This is a genomic window from Gordonia sp. ABKF26, from assembly GCF_041103195.1.
GTDB classification, from domain to species: Bacteria; Actinomycetota; Actinomycetes; order Mycobacteriales; family Mycobacteriaceae; genus Gordonia; species Gordonia terrae.
In genome coordinates this window covers 4,282,793-4,302,042 of the sequence record NZ_JBGCVZ010000003.1, presented here as the reverse complement: position 1 = coordinate 4,302,042, position 19,250 = coordinate 4,282,793, and the positions used below count along the sequence as shown (strand labels likewise).

Annotated in this window: 18 protein-coding genes; 8 read left to right on the top strand and 10 right to left on the bottom strand. The window is 68.1% G+C overall.

Annotated elements, in window-relative coordinates; translation table 11 throughout:
• The first annotated feature begins 3 nt into the window (after nucleotides 1–3).
• Nucleotides 4–180 (top strand): hypothetical protein, encoded by a 177-nt coding sequence (locus AB4Z55_RS19900; RefSeq protein ID WP_167550895.1) that lies wholly within the window; start codon nucleotides 4–6, stop codon nucleotides 178–180.
• A gap of 77 nt (nucleotides 181–257) precedes the next feature.
• On the opposite strand, the gene AB4Z55_RS19895 is transcribed toward AB4Z55_RS19900, so the two are convergent.
• The 4 genes from AB4Z55_RS19895 to AB4Z55_RS19880 form a co-directional block, all read right to left on the bottom strand.
• Nucleotides 258–755 (bottom strand): DUF4395 domain-containing protein, encoded by a 498-nt coding sequence (locus tag AB4Z55_RS19895; RefSeq protein WP_004022681.1) that lies wholly within the window; start codon nucleotides 753–755, stop codon nucleotides 258–260.
• Nucleotides 756–857: 102 nt separating this feature from the next.
• The gene (locus AB4Z55_RS19890; RefSeq protein ID WP_369520360.1) at nucleotides 858–1,346 is read right to left on the bottom strand and encodes a hypothetical protein; all 489 of its coding nucleotides are present in this window, start codon (nucleotides 1,344–1,346) and stop codon (nucleotides 858–860) included.
• A 94-nt stretch (nucleotides 1,347–1,440) separates the two neighbouring features.
• A complete protein-coding gene (locus AB4Z55_RS19885) occupies nucleotides 1,441–2,655 on the bottom strand; it encodes a fatty acid desaturase (RefSeq protein WP_369520359.1) in 1,215 nt (404 codons plus the stop codon).
• Nucleotides 2,656–2,727: 72 nt separating this feature from the next.
• Complete coding sequence (locus AB4Z55_RS19880) at nucleotides 2,728–3,849, bottom strand: ferredoxin reductase (RefSeq protein ID WP_369520358.1); 1,122 nt, start codon at nucleotides 3,847–3,849, stop codon at nucleotides 2,728–2,730.
• Between the two features lie 160 nt (nucleotides 3,850–4,009).
• Here AB4Z55_RS19880 and AB4Z55_RS19875 point away from each other — a divergent pair, with 160 nt between their 5' ends.
• The 4 genes from AB4Z55_RS19875 (at nucleotide 4,010) to AB4Z55_RS19860 (ending at nucleotide 8,502) form a co-directional block, all read left to right on the top strand.
• Complete coding sequence (locus AB4Z55_RS19875; RefSeq protein ID WP_004022685.1) at nucleotides 4,010–4,672, top strand: TetR family transcriptional regulator; 663 nt, start codon at nucleotides 4,010–4,012, stop codon at nucleotides 4,670–4,672.
• Nucleotides 4,673–4,865: 193 nt separating this feature from the next.
• Nucleotides 4,866–6,044 (top strand): LLM class flavin-dependent oxidoreductase, encoded by a 1,179-nt coding sequence (locus AB4Z55_RS19870; RefSeq protein ID WP_369520357.1) that lies wholly within the window; start codon nucleotides 4,866–4,868, stop codon nucleotides 6,042–6,044.
• Nucleotides 6,045–6,112: 68 nt separating this feature from the next.
• Nucleotides 6,113–7,240: a dimethylsulfone monooxygenase SfnG gene (sfnG, locus tag AB4Z55_RS19865; protein WP_369520356.1), complete on the top strand. Its 1,128-nt coding sequence runs from the start codon at nucleotides 6,113–6,115 to the stop codon at nucleotides 7,238–7,240.
• Nucleotides 7,237–8,502, top strand: coding sequence for an SfnB family sulfur acquisition oxidoreductase (locus tag AB4Z55_RS19860; protein ID WP_064569256.1), 1,266 nt, complete (start codon nucleotides 7,237–7,239; stop codon nucleotides 8,500–8,502). Before sfnG ends, AB4Z55_RS19860 begins: the two co-directional genes overlap by 4 nt.
• Nucleotides 8,503–8,512: 10 nt before the next feature.
• Here AB4Z55_RS19860 and AB4Z55_RS19855 read toward each other — a convergent pair whose 3' ends face one another.
• A complete protein-coding gene (locus AB4Z55_RS19855) occupies nucleotides 8,513–9,733 on the bottom strand; it encodes a TerD family protein (RefSeq protein WP_369520355.1) in 1,221 nt (406 codons plus the stop codon).
• A gap of 231 nt (nucleotides 9,734–9,964) precedes the next feature.
• Between AB4Z55_RS19855 and AB4Z55_RS19850 the strand changes: the two genes are divergently transcribed.
• From AB4Z55_RS19850 to AB4Z55_RS19840, 3 genes are all read left to right on the top strand, one after another.
• Entirely contained in the window at nucleotides 9,965–11,626 is a 1,662-nt protein-coding gene (locus tag AB4Z55_RS19850; protein WP_369520354.1) for a serine/threonine-protein kinase, read from the top strand.
• Complete coding sequence (locus AB4Z55_RS19845) at nucleotides 11,626–12,573, top strand: hypothetical protein (RefSeq protein WP_248645032.1); 948 nt, start codon at nucleotides 11,626–11,628, stop codon at nucleotides 12,571–12,573. Before AB4Z55_RS19850 ends, AB4Z55_RS19845 begins: the two co-directional genes overlap by 1 nt.
• Nucleotides 12,574–12,735: 162 nt before the next feature.
• Nucleotides 12,736–13,581, top strand: a complete 846-nt coding sequence (locus tag AB4Z55_RS19840) for a hypothetical protein (RefSeq protein ID WP_369521036.1) — start codon at nucleotides 12,736–12,738, stop codon at nucleotides 13,579–13,581.
• On the opposite strand, the gene AB4Z55_RS19835 is transcribed toward AB4Z55_RS19840, so the two are convergent.
• The 5 genes from AB4Z55_RS19835 to AB4Z55_RS19815 form a co-directional block, all read right to left on the bottom strand.
• On the bottom strand, nucleotides 13,499–14,923 hold the full coding sequence (locus AB4Z55_RS19835; protein WP_369520353.1) for a YibE/F family protein: 1,425 nt from the start codon (nucleotides 14,921–14,923) through the stop codon (nucleotides 13,499–13,501). The two genes, AB4Z55_RS19840 and AB4Z55_RS19835, sit on opposite strands and share 83 nt — an antisense overlap.
• An 83-nt stretch (nucleotides 14,924–15,006) precedes the next feature.
• A complete protein-coding gene (locus tag AB4Z55_RS19830) occupies nucleotides 15,007–15,936 on the bottom strand; it encodes a MetQ/NlpA family ABC transporter substrate-binding protein (protein ID WP_369520352.1) in 930 nt (309 codons plus the stop codon).
• Nucleotides 15,937–16,036: 100 nt separating this feature from the next.
• Entirely contained in the window at nucleotides 16,037–16,744 is a 708-nt protein-coding gene (locus AB4Z55_RS19825) for a methionine ABC transporter permease (RefSeq protein WP_354560025.1), read from the bottom strand.
• Nucleotides 16,741–17,799: a methionine ABC transporter ATP-binding protein gene (locus AB4Z55_RS19820; RefSeq protein ID WP_369520351.1), complete on the bottom strand. Its 1,059-nt coding sequence runs from the start codon at nucleotides 17,797–17,799 to the stop codon at nucleotides 16,741–16,743. The genes AB4Z55_RS19825 and AB4Z55_RS19820 overlap by 4 nt, the downstream gene beginning before the upstream one ends.
• Nucleotides 17,796–19,250, bottom strand: a complete 1,455-nt coding sequence (locus tag AB4Z55_RS19815; protein ID WP_369520350.1) for an LLM class flavin-dependent oxidoreductase — start codon at nucleotides 19,248–19,250, stop codon at nucleotides 17,796–17,798. The genes AB4Z55_RS19820 and AB4Z55_RS19815 overlap by 4 nt, the downstream gene beginning before the upstream one ends.

Sequence of the window (19,250 nt, the reverse complement as noted above, 5' to 3'; positions counted from 1 at the left end):
CACATGGCATATAACCTGCGTTGCCCCTGTGGCGAGTCCATCACGGCTCTCGAGACCGACTTCGTGCCGGCTGTCCAGGCCCACCTCGCGGCCGAACACCCCGGTCGCGACTACAGCGAGACCGAGATCATGATGATGGCCATGACGGTTCCGGACCGCTCGGTGAAGTCGGACGGCTGAACCGGCCACCTGAAACGACGAACGGCCGTGCCCACCACCTCGCGGGTGGTGGGCACGGCCGTTGGTGATGAATGGCGCTAGACGGCGGCCGGATTGCGGAGCGAGATGTTGTTGCACGCCTCGCAGACGGACTCGGGGATGACGCCGCGGCGCTGCAGGAATCCGAAGATGGTGCATCCCAGGCAGAAGCCGAAGACGGCCTCGAGGGTCGCGGCTGCGATCAGGACGCCCGTGGTGATCTGAGCGGCCAACCCGTAGCCGAGCAGGCTCAGCACGAATGCGGTGGCGCTGACGACGAGTCCGATGGTCTGTGCGAACCGTTTGGGCGGCCCCGGTACCAGTTTCTCCTTACGGATGACCTTGGGCACGAGCACGCGCACCGAGAGCTGTCCGAATGGCGAGAGGGTGGGCCCCGACGCCACGCGCAGGACGAATCCGAGGGCCAGGATTCCGTACAGCACGGGGGTGTCCACCGCGACCGCGACGATGGCGAGGACGACGACGAGACCCGCGGTGGACCGCGCGGCATAGTCGTTGACCGGGTTCGGGAACGTGAGTACAGAGCGCACCGACATCGGGCGACAACCTCCGGAAGAGCAGGGACAACCGCCGACCAAGGTACGTGCGGTCGTCGCTGCGGGCAACGATTGTGCCCAGGGTGATCCGATCAGCCGGGGTCAGGACCCCGCGGTCGGATCCATCCGCGGCTCCGAGGCCGCGACATCGCGCGGATCGTCGACGTCCGGTTCGTCCTTGTCGGTCGCACCGCCGTCGGAGGCGAGATCGGCCTCCCGTGAGATTTCACCCTCCTGATCGATCCCGGCCTGCTCGCCGACGTCGATGCGGTCGGGGAGTTCGTCCATGTCCAGTCCGGTCACCTCTCTCGCCTGTTCGGATTCGGCATACGGATCCGTCGGGTCGACCTCGGTCGATGCGTCCGCGAACTCGGCATCGATGATGCCGAAGGTCTCGTCCGACCGCTCGTCGGCCTTGGCCTTGCGGGCGGCCTCGCGCATCTCGAACCCGTCGGTCACGATCTCACCGATCTCGCGGGTCACGCCTGCTACGGCGCCGGTGATGATCGTTGCGATCCGGCCGACGTGCGTGGCCGTGGACTCGATCAATTCCTGGAACAGATCCTTGTTGCGTTCGATGCTGTCGACCATCGCTGTGGGAATCCCCCTGGAGGAGTTGGTTGCGGCACAAAGCCTCGATCGGTGTGTCCCGAGGCTACCCCCGGGACACACCGATCAAACAGGCTCAGGCGACCGACGCGGGCTTCTCACGCTCGACGATCACCGTCAGATCATCGTCGTCGCGGGTCATCCAGTTGGGCAGCGACAGCTTGGCGATCTTCTTCCAGGTCGACGCGAGCTGGTGGCTCAGGGACCCGGTGTTGTAGGGCAGCCCGTAGCGCTCGCAGATCTCCCGGACCTCTGCGGACATCTCGGGGTAGCGGCTGGCCGGGATGTCGGGGAACAGGTGGTGCTCGATCTGGTGGGACAGGTTGCCGCTCATGATGTGGAACAGCTGACTCCCGGTGATGTTCGCCGAACCGAGCATCTGCCGCAGGTACCACTGGCCGCGCGTCTCGTTCTGGCATTCCTCCGACGTGAATGTCTGGGCGCCGGTCGGGAAGTGGCCGCAGAAGATGATCGAGTAGGTCCACACGTTGCGCACGAGATTCGCGGTCGCGTTACCGACGAGGGTCGGGACGAACAACGGGCCGGTGAGCGCCGGGAACACCACGTAGTCCTTCAGGACCTGGCGACCGGCCTTGCGCCACATGCCTTTCACGAGGCCCTTGATGTCGCTCCACTTGCGCTTGCCGGTGATGACGTTCTCGGCTTCGAGGTCGTGCAGCATGACGCCCCACTCGAACAGCAGCATCAGTGCGGTCGCGTACCCGAGGTTCCCCAGGTAGTAGGGGTTCCACTTCTGATCGCGGGCCATGCGCAGGATGCCGTAGCCGATGTCGCGGTCCTCACCGAGGATGTTGGTGAAGGTGTGGTGTAGGTAGTTGTGACTGTGCTTCCACTGGTCGGCCGGACAGACGGTGTCCCACTCGAATTCGCGGGAGTTGTAGGTGTCCTCGCGCATCCAGTCGTACTGGCCGTGCATGACGTTGTGGCCGATCTCCATGTTGTCGAGGATCTTCGACACGGAGAGCGCGCCGACCGCGGCGATCCAGGCCGGCGGGAAGAACCCGAGATACATGAGTGCGCGCCCGCCGATCTCGAAGCCGCGCTGGGCGCGGATCACCGAGTACAGGTAGTCGCGGTCTTTCTGGCCGAGGTCGGCGACGATGCGGGCACGCAGGGCGTCGAGGTCCTTCCCGAGCGCTTCGACCTGCTCGTAGGACAGCACGACGGTGTTCGGGTCGTTCGCGACGGTGTCGTCGGCGCCGACTCGGTGCAGCGCGGGCAGGTTGTCACCGATGGTGGTCTCGAGGTCACGGCTGATGTCGATGGTCATGGCAATGCCTCCTTCTGGGAGAGGAGATGTGGCTGGGGAGGGTGGATCTGTGGGGGTGTCAGCTCGCGGACATCAGATCTCGATGTCGACGGAGCCGACCGGGGCGCTGATGCACAGCTGGATCTGGGTGTCGGATTCGTCGTCGACCTCGCCGGTCAGGACGTTGCGGGTGCATCCGGACTTCTTCGTCGCGACACAGGAGAAGCAGATGCCCATCCGGCACCCGGACTCGGGCGTGAGTCCGGCGGACTCGGCCTGGTCGAGGATCGGACGGCCGTCGTTGGCCGCCGATGTCCCCGATGTGGAGAACGTGACCTCGCCCTCGACGGAGTCTGGGTCGACGGCCGGGACGATTGGAGCGAAGGCCTCGCTGTGCAGCGGCTGCGAGATCTCGAGTTCCGCGTGTGCCCGGGCGACCTCGTCCATCAGCGTGGCCGGGCCGCAGACGAAGACGTCGGCGTCGGAGAGTCCGGGGATTCCGTCGAGGTGCGCGGCGGTGAAGTGTCCGTCGGCCTCGTCGCGCGTGTGGTGCAGGCGCAGATCGAACCGTGGATGCGCGGCGGCGAGCTCACGGAGTTCCGTGCCGTAGGCGACGTCGGCCGGGGTGCGCGCGTAGTGCACGAACGTGATCGGTCCGGCGTACTGTCGGGCGACGAGTGTTCTCGCCATTGAGAGTACAGGTGTAATCCCACTGCCGCCGCTGACGAAGACCGCCGAGGTCGGATCGGTCTCCGGCAGCACGAAGTCACCGCTCGCGGCGGACAGTCCGACGACGTCGCCGGCGCGGGCGTGCTCGCGCAGGTGAGTGGACACGAAGCCGTCGTCGTGGGCGGTGATCGTCAGTTCGATGTCGCCGTCCGGGCCCGCGGCGGCATTGGCCGGCGAGAAACAGCGCGTGTGGCGGACGCCGTCGATGACGACCTTGAGCTGCACGAACTGGCCCGCTTCATGGCCTTGCCACTGCCGGGTGGGACGAATGGTGAGTCGGACGGTGCGCGACGTGGGCCGCTCGACGCGGGTGATCTCGCCGCGCAGGTCGCGCCAGGTGATCATCGGGTCGAGAAGTTCGAGATAGCGGTCGACCGGATGCGGCGAGAGTGCGGCTTCGACGATCGAACCGACCAGACGGCTCCACCGGCCGGGCGTGGCGTCGGCGTCGGCGCGGGTCTGGTCCTGGGGTGTGCGGATGCTCATGGGCTGGGCTCCGTTCGGTTCATTTCGGTGTACATGTGTACACCGGCAAGTGTGACATGCGGTGGTCGGTGATCGTCAAGGGTTCACCGTTGTGACTGCCGTCACCCCGGCTCTCGGCCGGTTCGCGGCGGTCCTCGGCAGGACGCATAGACTCGGGTGCGTGACACGCACGCGAGAGCCGGGTCGACGCGATGCTCAGACGCGTGCGGACCGCAAGAACCAGACGCGCCAGGCGCTGCTGGACACCACGCGGTCACTGGTCGGTGAGCGCAGCTTCGGCAGCATCAGCCTCCGCGAGGTCGCCCGCGGCGCCGGGATCGTGCCGACTGCCTTCTATCGCCACTTCGCGTCGATGGAAGATCTCGGGGTCACCGTCGTCGAGGACTCGATGCGCGTCCTACGCCGGGCGCTGCGTGACGGTCGACGCGACCTGGCGGCGCGCGAGGCCCTGCCGACCGCGCAGAACTCGCTCGCGATCCTGCTGCGACATGTGCGCGAGAACGAATCGCAGTTCCGGTTCCTGGTGCGGGAACAGCACGGCGGCATCGCCGAGATCCGGCGCGCGATCGACACCGAACTCCGGCTGTTCTCCAAAGAGCTCGCGATCGATCTCGCGCGTATCCCCGACCTGTCGCGCTGGCAGCCCGACGACCTCGAACTCGCGGCGGAACTGATCGTCGTCATCATGCTCACCGCCGTGGCCGATCTGCTCGACGGGGAGTACCGCGGCCGTGGCGCGGAGCAGGAGATCGTCGAACGCACCGAGCGGCAGCTCGTGATGGTCTTTCTCGGCATGGGCCAGTGGCGCCCGTCGACCGACTGACCTGCGAGAACACATCGTCTAGCTGGCCGGACCCGCGGTTGTCGATTTGCCCTCAGGGCGATTTCAACTGTGGTCCGTCGTCGTGATGGTGCCCGACACTGGGCCGAGACACCGTGGCGGCCCTCTCTGAGAACGAGAATCGTGGCGGTGTCGTGCTCGCTCTCTGCCGTCTCGACCGAAAGGTGCCCTCGCGGTGTCTCTGCATTTTCACTGGTTCCTGCCCACCTACGGCGACTCGCGCAACCTGATCGCCGGCGGACACGGCAGCCAGATGACGGGGGACCGCCCGGCCGATCTGCGATACGTCAAGCAACTCGCCGGTGCCGCCGAGGCCAACGGCTTCGAGGCGGTCCTGACCCCGGCCGGGCTGTGGTGTGAGGACGCCTGGCTGACCACGGCCGCACTGATCGACGCCACCGAGAGCCTCAAGTTCCTGGTGGCGTTCCGGCCCGGACTCATCTCGCCGACACTGGCAGCGCAGATGGCCGCCACGTTCCAATGGCATTCGCAGGGCCGTCTGCTGGTCAACGTCGTGACCGGTGGCGAGTCGAGTGAGCAGCGCGCCTTCGGCGACTTCCTGGCGAAGAACGCGCGGTACGAGCGCTGCGACGAGTACCTGGAGATCATCCGGCGGCTCTGGACCGAGGACGCGCCCGTCGACGTGGTGGGGAAGTACCTCCGCGTCGAAGGTGCGCAGCTCGGCCGCCGCCCCGATCCGACGCCGGAGATCTTCTTCGGCGGGTCCTCGCCGGCCGCCGGCGACGTCGCGGCCAAACACGCCGACACCTACCTCACCTGGGGTGAGCGTCCGGACGCGGTCGCCGAGAAGATCGCCTGGGTCAACGGCCTCGCCGCCGCGCAGGGCCGCGAGCTCTCCCACGGCATCCGGTTCCACGTGATCGCCCGCGAGACGTCCGAGCAGGCCTGGGCCGAGGCGGCTCGTCTGCTCGGTGCGCTCGACCCCGCGCAGGTCGCCACCGCTCAGCAGAATCTGGCGCGCTCGGAGTCCGAGGGGCAGCGGCGTATGTCCGAACTCCACGGTCGTGGAACCGGTTTCGCCGACCACAACGATCCGCACTCGCTGGAGATCCACCCCGGCGTGTGGGCCGGGGTCGGGCTGGTCCGTGGTGGTGCCGGTACCGCTCTGGTCGGTTCGTACGACGAGGTGGCCGCACTCATCGCCGAATACGCCGCGCTCGGACTCGACCATTTCATCCTGTCCGGCTATCCGCACCTCGAAGAGGCATACCACTTCGGCGACGGGGTCCGGCCCGCTCTCGCCCGGCTGGGCCTGCTCGACCCGGCGTCGGCCGGCCCGTCCGAGGCCGTGCGGACCGCATTCCTGCCGCGCCTGCAGGCCGCATCATCCTGAGCGACAACCTGTTTCACTCTCACCACGTCCCTTCTCGCCCATTTCACCGACACCTCGCGGAGGTAGCCATGTCCACCGAGTCCATCGCGGATCAGATCAAATTCGCCTACTGGGTGCCCAATGTCAGCGGCGGGCTGGTCACCAGCACCATCGAGCAGCGCACCGGCTGGGACTACGACTACAACGTCAAACTCGCGCAGACCGCCGAGAACAACGGGTTCGAATACGCGCTGTCACAGGTGCGGTACGAGGCGAGCTACGGAGCCGAATACCAGCACGAGAGCACCAGTTTCAGCCTCGCCCTGCTACTCGCCACCCAGCGATTGAAGGTCATCGCGGCGGTGCACCCGGGACTCTGGCATCCGGCCGTGCTGGCCAAGCTCGGCGCGACCGCCGACCATCTGTCCAAGGGCCGCTTCGCGATCAACGTCGTCAGCGGCTGGTTCAAGGACGAGTTCACCCATCTCGGCGAGCCGTGGCTCGAGCACGACGAGCGGTATCGGCGCAGCGGCGAGTTCCTCGAGGTGATCCGCAAGATCTGGACCGAGGACGAGGTCGACTACCGCGGTGACTTCTACCGGATCCACGACTTCACGCTGAAGCCCAAGCCGCTCAACACCCCTGAGCGTCCGAACCCGGAGTTGTTCCAGGGCGGGAACTCGTCGGCCGCCCGCAACAACGGCGGTCGCTACGCGGACTGGTACTTCTCCAACGGCAAGGACTTCGACGGCGTCACCGAACAACTCGACGACCTCCGCGCCGTCGCACGCGCTCACGAGCGCGAGGTGAAGTTCGGGCTCAACGGCTTCATCATCGCGCGCGACACCGAGAAGGAGGCCCGCGACACCCTGCGCGAGATCGTCGAGAAGGCGAATCGTCCGGCGGTGGAGGGCTTCCGGGACGCCGTGCAGCAGGCCGGCAACTCCACCGGCGACAAGAAGGGCATGTGGGCCGACTCCTCGTTCGAGGACCTCGTCCAGTACAACGACGGCTTCCGCACGCAACTGATCGGTACCCCGGAGCAGGTGGCCGAGCGCATCGTCGCCTACAAGCGTCTGGGCGTCGACCTCATCCTCGGCGGCTTCCTGCACTTCCAGAAGGAGATCGAGTACTTCGGGGAAAAGGTCCTTCCCCTGGTCCGTGAGATCGAGGGCGCCCAGAGCGAGTCATCTCGGACTGCTGCGGGAGTGGCGTGACCGCAGTGAGCCAGGGCCGACGGTCCGCGACGCGAATCGGGACCGACGCCGAGGCGTTGTCCGTGGCCCGCGAACTGGCCGCAGAGTTCGCGGTCGGGGCGGCCGAACGGGACCGCGAGCGGCGGTTGCCCCATGCCGAGATCGATCGGCTCTCGGAGTCCGGTCTGCTGGCGCTCACCGTCCCCGCCCGTTTCGGGGGTCTCGACGTGCGGCCCAGCGTGCTGGCGGAGGTGGTGTCGATCCTGGCCGCGGCGGACGCGAGCATCGCGCAGATCCCGCACAGCCACTTCGTCTACCTCAACCTCGTCCGGCTGTCGGCAGGACCGGCGTTGCAGGAGCGGATCTTCACCGACGTGCTCGGCGGCGGGCGGGTGGCCAATGCCCAGTCCGAGCGGGGCGGCAAGACCATCGCCGACATCTCGACGCGGTTGAGCCCGGTGGGGGAGGGCTCCCCGACGCGATTCGTCCTCGACGGTGAGAAGTTCTATTGCACCGGATCACTTTTCGCAGACACCCTGGCCGTCCTCGCGAAATCGGACGTCGCCGTCGGCGACCTCGTGCCCGGGGAGTACGTCGCGTTCATCCCGGCCGACGCCGCCGGCGTGGAGATCGTCGATGACTGGGATGCCGTGGGGCAGCGCACGACCGGTTCGGGGACCGTCCGCTTCACCGGGGTGACAGTGGGGGTCGAAGATCTGGTGGCGCGCGCACCGGCCACGTCCACACCCACCGGGTACGGCGCGTTCGCCCAGTTGCTGCATGTGGCGATCGACGTCGGGATCGCGCGGGGTGCGCTGCGGGAGGCGGCCGAGTTCGTGCGCACCAAGTCACGGCCGTGGTTCGAGGCCGAGGTCGATCGCGCCGTCGACGATCCGCTCGTGGTCCAGCGATTCGGCGAGCTGGAGGTCGATGTGGCGACCGCCGAGGCGACTCTTGCGGCCGCCGGCCGTCGGGTCGACACGGCCGTGGGTGCGGCGTCGGGGGAGTCGGGTCGCGCCGGCGTCGACGCGTCGCTTGCCGTCGCCGAGGCGTCGATCGCCGTCGCCACGGCCAAGGCGGTCGCCGATCGGGTTGCCACGCCGGTGGCCTCGGCGCTGTTCGAGGTGAGCGGAACCCGCAGTGCCGCAGCCGGGAGCGGTCTCGACCGCTACTGGCGTGACGCCCGCACTCACACGCTCCACGATCCGGTCCGCTGGAAGTACCAGCACATCGGCCGTTGGGTGCTGCGCGGCGAGGAGCCGCCCCTGCACGGCGTGATCTGATCGATCGGTCTCAGAGGTATGTGCCGACGTGCGATATGGCCTTCTTCGGTGTCTTCGCGTTGAAACCGTCGCCGATCGCCCGGAGCTTCCATTCGCCGCCGTCGCGGGAGATGACAGCCATCGCGACGGCGGTGAACGGCATACCGCCCTTGAGGGTGTAGCGGGCCAGCTCGGCCGAGGTCGTCTCGTCGACGAGACGGCAGTAGGCGTTCTCGATCTTCTCGAATGTGTGGCCCCGGTAGGACGTGACGATGAACATCAACGCGTCGATCTGGGGTGGGACCGATTGCAGCGCAACGCGGATGACCTCGTCGTCGCCCTCGCCCTCGCCGGTGAGGTTGTCCCCGGAATGTAGGATCGAACGGTTCTTGCTGTTGAGATGGCCGTAGTAGACGGTCTCCACGCACTTCCCACCCGAGAACATGAGCACCGAGGCGTCGAGATCGATCGAGCCGCCCCGGCCGAATCCGCCGCGTACCGGGTCCCATCCCAACCCCATCTGGATGTCGGTGAGCGCCACGCCGCCTTCTTTGCGGAGGGTCACCCGCTGCCCTTTGGTCAGGCTGACGGGCGCGCCCTTGCGGAGACTGATCTCCGGGGACGACGGCGGGGCCGGGGGTTGCGGCACCGCGGCGGGCTGCGGCGGGGTGGCCGGGGGTGCCGGGGGCGGCGTGGGCGCAGCCGGACGTGAGTAGCTGACCGGCGCCGGCGGGGCGGGTGCAGCGTGCGGTTCGTCGTCGACGCTCACGCCGTGGTCACGGACGAGGTCGGCGAAACCACCGGCGTATCCCTGCCCGACCGCACGAACCTTCCAGTCGTCGTGTCGGCGGTACACCTCGAGCGCGACGACAACGGACTCACTGGTGAGACCGGTGATGGTGAAGTCATACAGAGGGCGGCCGGCGGCGTCGGTGACCCGCGCAACCGGCGGTGCGAACCGGCCGAAGGTCGACGACGCGTCGTCGAGGGTGATCACCGCGCGCACCGCATCGATGTCCGCTGGAATCCCGGTCGTCGAGACGTACAGTTGCGCACCACCTCCCGGAGCCTGCTGCAACCGGACGCCCGGTCCCGAGGGCTGGTTGTAGAAGACGAAGTCGTCGTCGGTGCGTACGACGCCACGGTCGGTCACCAGCAGCGCCGATAGGTCGGCGGCGGTCGCGAGATCCACGGAGACGATGACATCGGGGGTCGGCAACGGGCCGTTCTGGCCTTTGGTCAGAGCAGACATGTCCGGGCGGTTCCTCACATGAGTCGGGGCGCCTGGCGCCGGGAGCGGAGCGAGCGGGCCGGTTCCGCCTCGCGCCGGGAGCGGAGCGAGCGGGCCGAATACGGACAGCGTAGTCATGTGAGGCGGCCATGCGAGGCCACGCCTTCGGGCGCCCGACGCGATGTCCCGGCGGGGAAGTTGCAATCGAGCGGCCGACAGACGGTGTCCGATTGGGGGCATATGCTCCTGCGTATGGCTGGGAGTCGGGTCAACACACAGTTCGGGCCGTACCGCCTCGACGAGTTGCTGGGCCGCGGTGGGATGGGCGAGGTCTACCGCGCATACGACACGACCAAGGATCGGGTCGTCGCGCTCAAGCTGCTCAATCCCGGACTGGCCCACGATCCGATGTACCAGGAGCGGTTTCGCCGCGAATCGCATGCCGCGGCACGGCTCGGGGAGCCCCACGTCATCCCGATTCACGACTGGGGTGAGATCGACGGGGTGCTGTTCATCGACATGCGCCTGGTCGCGGGCGAGGATCTGCGCGCGCTTCTGACGCAGAACACCCGGCTCGCCCCTGAACGCGCGGTGTCGATCGTCGAGCAGGTGGCCGCAGCGCTCGACGCCGCGCATTCCGAGGGGCTCGTGCACCGCGACATCAAGCCGGAGAACATCCTGGTCGGCGCCAACGACTTCGCCTACCTCGTCGATTTCGGTATCGCGCACGCTGCCGAGGACACCCACCTCACCCAGACCGGTACGGCGGTCGGGTCGATCGCCTACATGGCGCCGGAGCTCTTCGACGCCGCGCAGGTCAGCGCTGCCAGCGACATCTACGCCCTGGCATGTGTCCTCTTCGAGTGTCTGACCGGCCGCGTGCCGCACCCGGCGAAGACGGTGAGCGCGGCCATCAAGGCGGCGGTGCTGTCACCGCCGCCATCACCCAGTGCGGTCAACGCCGACGTACCGCCCGCGATGGACGAGGTGATCCGCACGGCCCTGGCCGCCGACCCCGCGGTGCGCCACGGCTCCGCGCTCGCGCTCGCCCGGGCGGCCCGCGCCGCTCTCGCCGGGGGCGTGGACGATGTCCGGTCGGGGCCGATCCTCGTCAAGCCGGCGCCCGCAGCGCCGGAGGCGCCGACCGGTGTCGTGCGTGCGCCGGACACGGTCATCGCGCCCACCGACCCGGTGTACGAACCGACCCTCGTACGGCACACGACGGGTCCTGAGGCGGGAGCCGGGACCACGCAGCTCTCCGGCCCGCAGCAGCTCTCCGGCCCGCAGCAGCTCTCCGGCCCGCAGCAGTTCTCGGGCCCGCACGGTTACGCGCCGCCGCAGCACTATTCGGGTGCCCAGTACCTCGGGGGTCGGGATCAGGGGTATCCGCCAGGCTTCTCGGGTCCGCACGAGGGGGCCTCGGCGTACGGACCACCCGGGTATCCGCCCGCATACCCGCCGGCCCAGCGCCGCTCGGTCGCGATTCCGGTGCTGATCGCCTTGATCGCGGTGGCGCTCGTCGGGCTCGCCGTCCTCGGCGGCGTCCTGATCGCGGGCTCGGGCGACGACACCACCACGCGGGCCGACGACGAACCGACCACGCCGACGGTGACCGAGACGGTCGCACCTCCGCCGACCGTCCAGAACGCCCCGCCGGCACCCCCGGCCCCGGCAGCGCCGCCTCCTGGCTCGAGCCCGTGCGATGCGACGGTCGGGATCGGTACCTCGGTGACCAGTTGCCCGTTCGCGTTCGCAGTCCGCGACGCCTACGCGGTGTCGGGGGCTGCGCGGTCCCCGCGCGTCGTGGTTGCGATCAGCCCGGTCACCGGCCAGGCCTATGCGATGAACTGCGTGCCCGAGGGCGCGATCGTCGCCTGCCGCGGAGGCAACGACGCCGTGGTGCACATCTACTGATGGGGATCACCGAACAGCAGTCCCGGCGTACGTCGAGTCCGAAGCCCCGGATGACAGGTGCGATCGCACTGGGCATGGCCGCGCTTCTCGCGGGATGCGCGGGCGGACCCGAGCCGGAGCCCGTCGAACCGGTCACGGTCACGGTGACCGCGGACCCCTCCGCATCGACACCCGCGCCCGGTCCGAACGCGCCGACCGCGTCGTCGACTGTTCCTCCTGCCGCGTTCGGGGGCCTGGCAGCCAGTTTCCGCAAGGTCGCGGCGTCGACCGGCCTGACGGTCGGCATGGCGATCGCGCCCGTCGGGGGGTCGGCCGTCCCGGCACTGACGCTCGGTGACGACGCGCCGAGGGTGGCGTGGTCGACGATCAAGGTGCCGCTGGCGGTCGCCGCGGAACGCGCCAACGGCCCGAGTCCTTCGGCGCGCGCCGCGATCGTCGATTCCGACAACGCCGCCGCGGAGAGTCTCTGGTCCTCGCTCGGCGGTGGACAATCGGCGGCCGGTGCGGTGACCGCGGTGTTGCGCGACGGTGGCGACACCACGACGGTCGTCCCGGCGACACAGCGTCGCGCCGGCTTCACGGTCTTCGGACAGACGGTGTGGTCGTTGCCCGACGCGGCGACGTTCACTGCCGGTTTGCCCTGCCTGGAAGGTGCGCGCAATGTGGTCGCGCTCATGGGGCAGGTGGCCGGCAACCAACAGTGGGGCATCGAGATCATGCCGGCACCGCGTGCCACCGCCGTCAAGGGCGGCTGGGGCCCGGGTGTCACGGACGGATACCTGGTCCGGCAGATCGGAATCCTCACCTTCCGCGACGGTCAACGGGCTGCGGTGGCGATGAGCGCGGTCGGGGGCTCGATGTCGGGTGGTGTCGCGGCATTGAACTCGGTGGCGAACTGGCTCAACAGCAACCTGGCCCGTCTACCGCGTGGTCGCTGTTCCGCCTGATCACTTCTCGGGCAGGTGTGACACCGGTCCCAGCTAGGTCCCGATTGGGTATACAGCCTGGTTCGAGAACTCGAACCGCCATAGTCTCATGTGTCTGGAGTGACTCAGGAGACAATTGTGAAAGTTGTGACAAGGATCGGCGTGGTGTTCTGCGCGGTCGTGATGTCGGTGGTGATCGGCGCGGGCTCGGCGACGGCGATACCGCTCCCCGTGCTGCCGCCGCTGCCGGAGCCCTTCGCGACGTGGTTCAAACCACCCGAGCCGCTCGACAAGAAACTGGCGAAAAGCTATGCCGCACTGACGAAGTCGATGCGGAAGTCGTTGCCCGGCCAGCTCGGGATCGCGATCGTGCCGGTCGGCGGCGACGAGGTCATCTCACTCGGATCGCTCAAGTCCGGGCGTGCGTGGTCGACGATGAAGGTACCGGTGTCACTTGCCGCGCAACGCGAGCGTGGGCCGGCGGTCGCCGCGATGGAGGACAAGGCGATCACGTTCTCCGACAACGACGCGGCCGGTGAACTGTGGGGAGTCCTCGGCGGTGGGCACGCCTCCGTCGATGCCGTCAGCGCGGTCTTGCGTGAGGGGCACGATGTCCGGACGCACGTGTCCTCCGAGGTCGACAACCCGCCGTCGTATCCCGGGTACACCGCGTGGGCGTTGCGCGATCAGGCGATCTTCGGCGCCCATCTGCCGTGTCTCCCCGACAGCGAGCACATCGTCCGGCTGATGAGTGCCGTTGCCCCGAACCAGCAGTGGGGAATCGCGAAGGTGGGACGCAGTCAGGGTGCGGTGACCGCGGTCAAGGGCGGCTGGGGTCCGGCGACGTCGAGATCCTCGGCGCATCTCGTCCGGCAACTGGGCATCATCAGCACCACCGGTGGTCAGGTCGCGGTGTCGATGGCCGCCATACCGCGTAGCGGATCGTTCACCGACGGCACCAAGATGCTGACGCGACTGGGCAACTGGCTCGGCAAGAACCTGGCCGACCTGCCGAAGGGACGGTGCTGAGCGCCGTCAGGCCGCGGCGTGCGCGGCGACCGTCTTTTCCGGCGCCGGCCGGGGTGGTGAGCGCGGCGGCTATCGCTGTCGTGAGCGGAACCGACAGCGCGATCGCGATACCGCCGACGAACGAGCGGGCCAGCTCAACCGCCACGACATCGGTCGTGAGCAGTCCGCCCAGCGGTTGCTGGGCCACCGAGAACAGCAGCATCAGCGGCAGAGCGCTGCCCGCGTAGGCGAAGACGAGTGTGTAGACGGTGCTCGCGATGTGGTCACGGCCGACACGCATCGCGGCGCGGAACGTGGCCAGCCGTGAGGGTTCGCCGGCCGCGGCCAGTTCGAAGGCCGCCGAGGCCTGGGTGATCGTGACGTCGTTCAGGACGCCGAGGGTGCCGATGATGAACCCGGCGAGCAGGAGACCACTGACCGAGATGTTGCCCTGGTACACCTGCAGATTGGTGGTCTGATCACCCGAGAGTCCGGTGAGGTTCATCGTCCGGATCGCGAGCCAGCTGAGGAATCCCGCGAGCAGCAGAGAGGTCAACGTCCCGAGGAGAGCCGAACTGGTCCGCAGGCTCACCCCGTGGGCGAGGTAGAGGACGACGAACAGGATCGCCGCCGACGAGACCACCGCCACCGCGACCGGGGACGCGCCGTCGAGGATGGCGGGCAGGGTGAACACGGTGAGAATCCCGAAGGCGATCGCCAGCCCGATGATCGAGCGGAAGCCGCGCCAGGCGGCGACCAGCACGATCGCGGCGATGAACAGCACCGCCCAGAAGATGATCGCCGGCCCACGCTGGAAGTCGAAGAAGGTGTAGCGGTTGCCGTCGGGGCCGGGCACGGTCGAGAGCCGGATGCCGTCCCCGACGTTCAACGTCGGCTGGCCTGCCTGCGGGTCGTCGAGGGTGCCGGCCGCCGGCGCCACGGTGTCGGGCCCCGACCCGGCCTGCGCCCGGTTGGTGGGGATCTCCAGAACGGTGTACTGGCCGGCCACGTCGCCGGAGGAGAACCGGACCGCGTTGAGGATGCACGGGCCGCCGGGGACCGGGTTCACCGGGATGTCCGCGGTCTCGAGCACCGATCCCGCCACCGAGTTGAGGCAGTTCGCATGGAACTGGTCCACGATCTCGCCGTCGACCGTGGTGATCGGCCCGCCGTCGGCGGAACGGAACTGGGTGGGGATCGGGTGCTCGGATTCCGACGGCCACAGGACGACCATCCCGACGGCGACCGCGACCGCGGTGACGGCGAGCGTGCCGATGACGAACCATCGGGCGAACGGCGAGAGCGTGTGGCTGATGTCGGACAGCGAGTGCGCGTGACCGTGCCCGTGATGTGTGCGGCTCACGCGGTGAGCCTATGCGCCCCGCACCCGGGACGCGATGGGCGACCCGGGTGCGTTGACGAGGCGTGCGCCGGCGCTCCCGCTGCTCACAGCGGCAGCAGGATGCCCTTCACCCGAGGATCGGTACGCAGGAACTCCTGCACGGCAGGATCCTTGAACGCGGCAACCAGGTTCGTGATGTTCTCGGTGTCCTTCCACTGCGTCCCGATGGTCAGCTGCCCGGCGAACTCGTCGGGAGCGGGCGGGGCGTAGATCTGCTTGGCGATGTCGATGTTCGCGGCGAGGTAGTACTCGGTGTAGCCGACGGTCGCGTCGAGGTCGGCGAGTGAGCGCGACTGGGCGGCGAAATCGAGCAGCACGAACTGCAGATTGCGCGGGTTGGTGGCGATGTCCTTCTGCGTCGCCTTCCACTTGTCCACGCCCGGCTTGAGCGTGATGAGTCCGGCGCGTTCGAGCAGCCAGAGTCCCTGCGCCTCGTTCGCGGGATCGGAATACAGGGAGACGCGCGCGTTCTGCGGCAGGTCGGCGACGTCGCGATACTTGTCCGACCAGATGCCGAAGCCCCAGCGGAAGACCGGGGTCGCGGCTTCCTCCTGGAAGTCCGGGTTCGCCTCGAGGACCTGCGACAGCCACAGCTTGTGCTGATAGACGGTGCCGGCGACCTCACCGTCGCTGACCGCGCGGTTGAGCGTCGTGGAGTCGGACAGGCCCTTGAACGCGACCTTGATGTCGTACCGGGGTGCGACCTCGTCGGCGACGAACTCGACGAGTGCCTGCTCGGAGGCATTGCCCTCGGCGGTCACGACGGTCAGCGTCGCACCGGCGGTCTCGTTGGGTGACGTCGAGTCGGAGCCGAGGAATCGCCAGCCGATCACCGCGGCGATGACGGCGACCACGACCAGCGCACCGACGATCAGCGGCCAGCGTCGTCGGGCCGAGATCTCGATGCCGGAATCTCCCGGTGGCGAGGGGGAATCGGGTGAGGTCTCGGTGGTCGAACCGGTGTCCTGTGTCATGAGTGGCCTTTCGGGGGTGGGTTGGTGGCTGCCGGGGACAGGGCGGCAGTGGGTCGGCGACTCCCCGAACAGGGAGCAGCAGACTTCGGGCTTGTGAGGTTCAGCGGTTGACCCGGCGGGACGTGACCGGGTTGAGACTGCGGGCGAGAGCGTCGCCGGCGACCTGGATGATCGCCACCGTCACGATGAGCACGATGATGGTCGCGACCATGACTCCCTGGTCGAAGCGCTGATATCCATAGGTGACCGCGACGTAGCCGAGTCCGCCGGCTCCGATGGTGCCGGCGATGGTGGAGTACTCGATCATCGCGATCGTGTTGATCGTCAGTCCGCCCACGATGCTCGGCAGTGCCTCGGGAACCTGTGCCTTCCAGATGATCTGCGCGTTGGAACCCCCGGAGGCGCGTGCGACGTCGATGGTCGACGCCGGGACCGACCGCAGGGAGTTCTCCACGATCCGTGTGAAGAAGGCGATTCCGGCGATCGACATCGGGACCACCGCCGCGGCTATGCCGATGTTGGTGCCGGTGATCAGGCGGGTGAACGGGATGATCGCCGTCATCAACACCAGGAAGGGCAGCGAACGACCGATACTGATCACCCACGACAGCGGAGTGTGCAGCGATCGTCTCGCGAAAAGACCACCGGGAGCGAGGTTGTGGATGAGCGCGCCCAGCGGGACACCCACCACCAGGACGACGACCATCACGATGCTCACCATCAGGACCGTGTCGATCGCCGCCGGGATGAGCAGGTCGGGGATCTCGTCGAGCGGCACCGTGATGTTCGCCGAGTACGTGGTACTCATGCGGCCACCCCCGGGCTCTTCGTGGCGGAGCCATCGGTTGTGGTGGTGGCGGAGTCACCCGATGCCGGGGTGTCGGTGAGAAGGCGTGCGGCCAGCCCGAGTTCGCCTGCGGCCCCGATGAATGCCGACGCGTGCCCGGTCGGCACCGACACGGTGAGGTCGCCGAAGACGGTCCCGTCGATGGTCTGGACGTTGGCGCCGAGCACCGAGATGGGGAGATCGAGCCGTTTGCCCAGACGCGTCAGCCAGTCCGCGGGGACGGTCGAGGAGTTGTAGACGACGGAGACCGGAGTCTCGGCGGATGCCGCTTCGGCGCTCGGACCACGCGGTCGAAGTGCGCGCCCCAGAACCGAATCCGGGTCGAGGACAAGCCGATCCAGGCGGCCGTGCTCGACGATGCGGCCATGGTCGAGTCGGCCGACCGTGTCGGCGACCCGCACGATGGTGTCCATCTCATGGGTGATGAACACCACCGCGAGACCCAGTTCGTCCCGCACGTCGGTGAGGAGTCGGAGAAATGTGTCCGTGGCAGCTGGATCCAGGCCCGACGTCGCCTCGTCGGACAGGAGGACCGACGGTTTGAGCGCCAGAGCCCGTGCGATCCCGACGCGCTGTCGCTGACCCCCGGACAGCTGATGCGGGTACCGGTCGGCCTTGTCGGCGAGACCGACCAGGTCGAGCAGTTCACCGACGCGCGACGCGGTCGATCGCTGTGTGGCACCGAGATATTCGAGTGGAAGAGCGACATTCTGCGCCGCGGTGCGGCGGGACAGCAGACTTGCCGACTGGAACACGGTCCCGATCCGGCGCCGGGCATCGCGCAGGCCCGAGGTGCCCAGCGCGGTGAGATCCTCGCCGTTCACGACGACCTTCCCGGAGGTCGGACGTTCCAACAGGTTCAGACAGCGGGCGAGCGTGCTCTTGCCGGCACCCGACGGCCCGACGACGGCGAAGATCTCACCGGCATCGACGGTGAAATCGACGTCGTCGAGGACCGTCGTCGGATTCGGTGACCCGACCCCGAAGACCTTGGTCAGGCCCGCCACCTCGATCACCGGAGATCGCCTTTCGCGCCGGCGAGCTGTGTGGTCTTCCTGATCGAATCGTCGATGGTCGAGTTGGCCCCACCGACCCGATACGTCGACCCCCGGTGGTTCTCGGGCAACTGGTCACCGCGGCCGAAGAGCTTGTGGCGCAGGGTACCCGGGACGTAGGCGCGGTCGTAGAGTCCGCGCCGCTCCAGGGCGGGCACCACGTGGGTGATGATGTCCTCGAAAGATCCGGGTGTCACCGCGTACGCGACGTTGAAACCGTCGACGTCGGTCTCGGTCACCCAGTCCTGCAGGGCTTCTGCCACCTCGTCGCCGGAGCCGATCAGGACCGGGCCCATTCCGCCGATGCCGCCCCACGCGGCGATGTCCCGCACACGCCATTCCTCGCCGGTGTCGCCGGCCTGCTGGAATGCCGCCACCGCGGACTGGATCGCGTTGCTGTGCACGTTGCCGATCGGTTCGTCGATCTCGTAGCTCGCGAGGTCGATGCCCATCCAGCCCGACATGAAGACCAGCGCGCCTTCGCTGCTGGCATAGGACTGGTACTCCGCGGCCTTCGCGCGGGCGGCCTCCGGAGTCGAATCGGTGATGATCGTCAGCAGCGTGTAGATCTTCGCGTCGTATGGGTCGCGCCCGGCGAGGACGAGCTCATCGCGCACCTTGCTCACGACATCGCGCAGGATGGCCTTGGTCGGTGCGGCGACGAAGATGGCCTCCGCGTTCTCCGCGGCGAAGCGGCGTCCCCGGGGCGAGGCGCCGGCCTGATAGATGACCGGCGATCCCTGCGGCGACGGCTCGGCCAGGTGGATTCCCGGCACGGTGAAGTGGGTGCCGTGATGGCCGATGTGATGGACCCGGGCCGGGTCGGCGAAGATGCCCGCCTCGCGATCACGGAGGACCGCGTCGCGTTCCCAGGAACCCTCCCACAGCTTGTACAGCACGGTCAGGTACTCGTCGGCCTGGTTGTAGCGCTCGTCGTGCTCGAGCTGGTCGTCGGCGCCCATGTTGCGGGCCGCGGCCGGGAGGTAGCCCGTGACCACGTTCCAGCCGATGCGGCCGCGGGTGAGGTGGTCGAGTGTCGACAGTCGCCGCGCAAACGGGTAGGGATGCTCGAAGCCGGTACCGGTGGTGACGCCGAAGCCGAGGTGCTCGGTGGCGTGCGCCATCGCGGAGACGAGTAGCAGGGGGTCGTTCACGGGGACCTGTGCACCCTGGCGGATGGCGGCTTCGTCGTTGCCGGCGAACACGTCATAGGTACCGAGGACGTCGGCGATGAACAGGCCGTCGAATCCGCCGGTCTCCAGTAATCGTGCGAGGTCGACCCAGTAGTCGATGGTGTTGTAGTTCCACGACCGGTCGTCGGGGTGACGCCACAGTCCGGGCGATTGGTGCGCAACGCAATTCATGTCGAAGGCGTTGAAGCGGATCTTCCGCGGGGTGTTCGGTTCTGACAC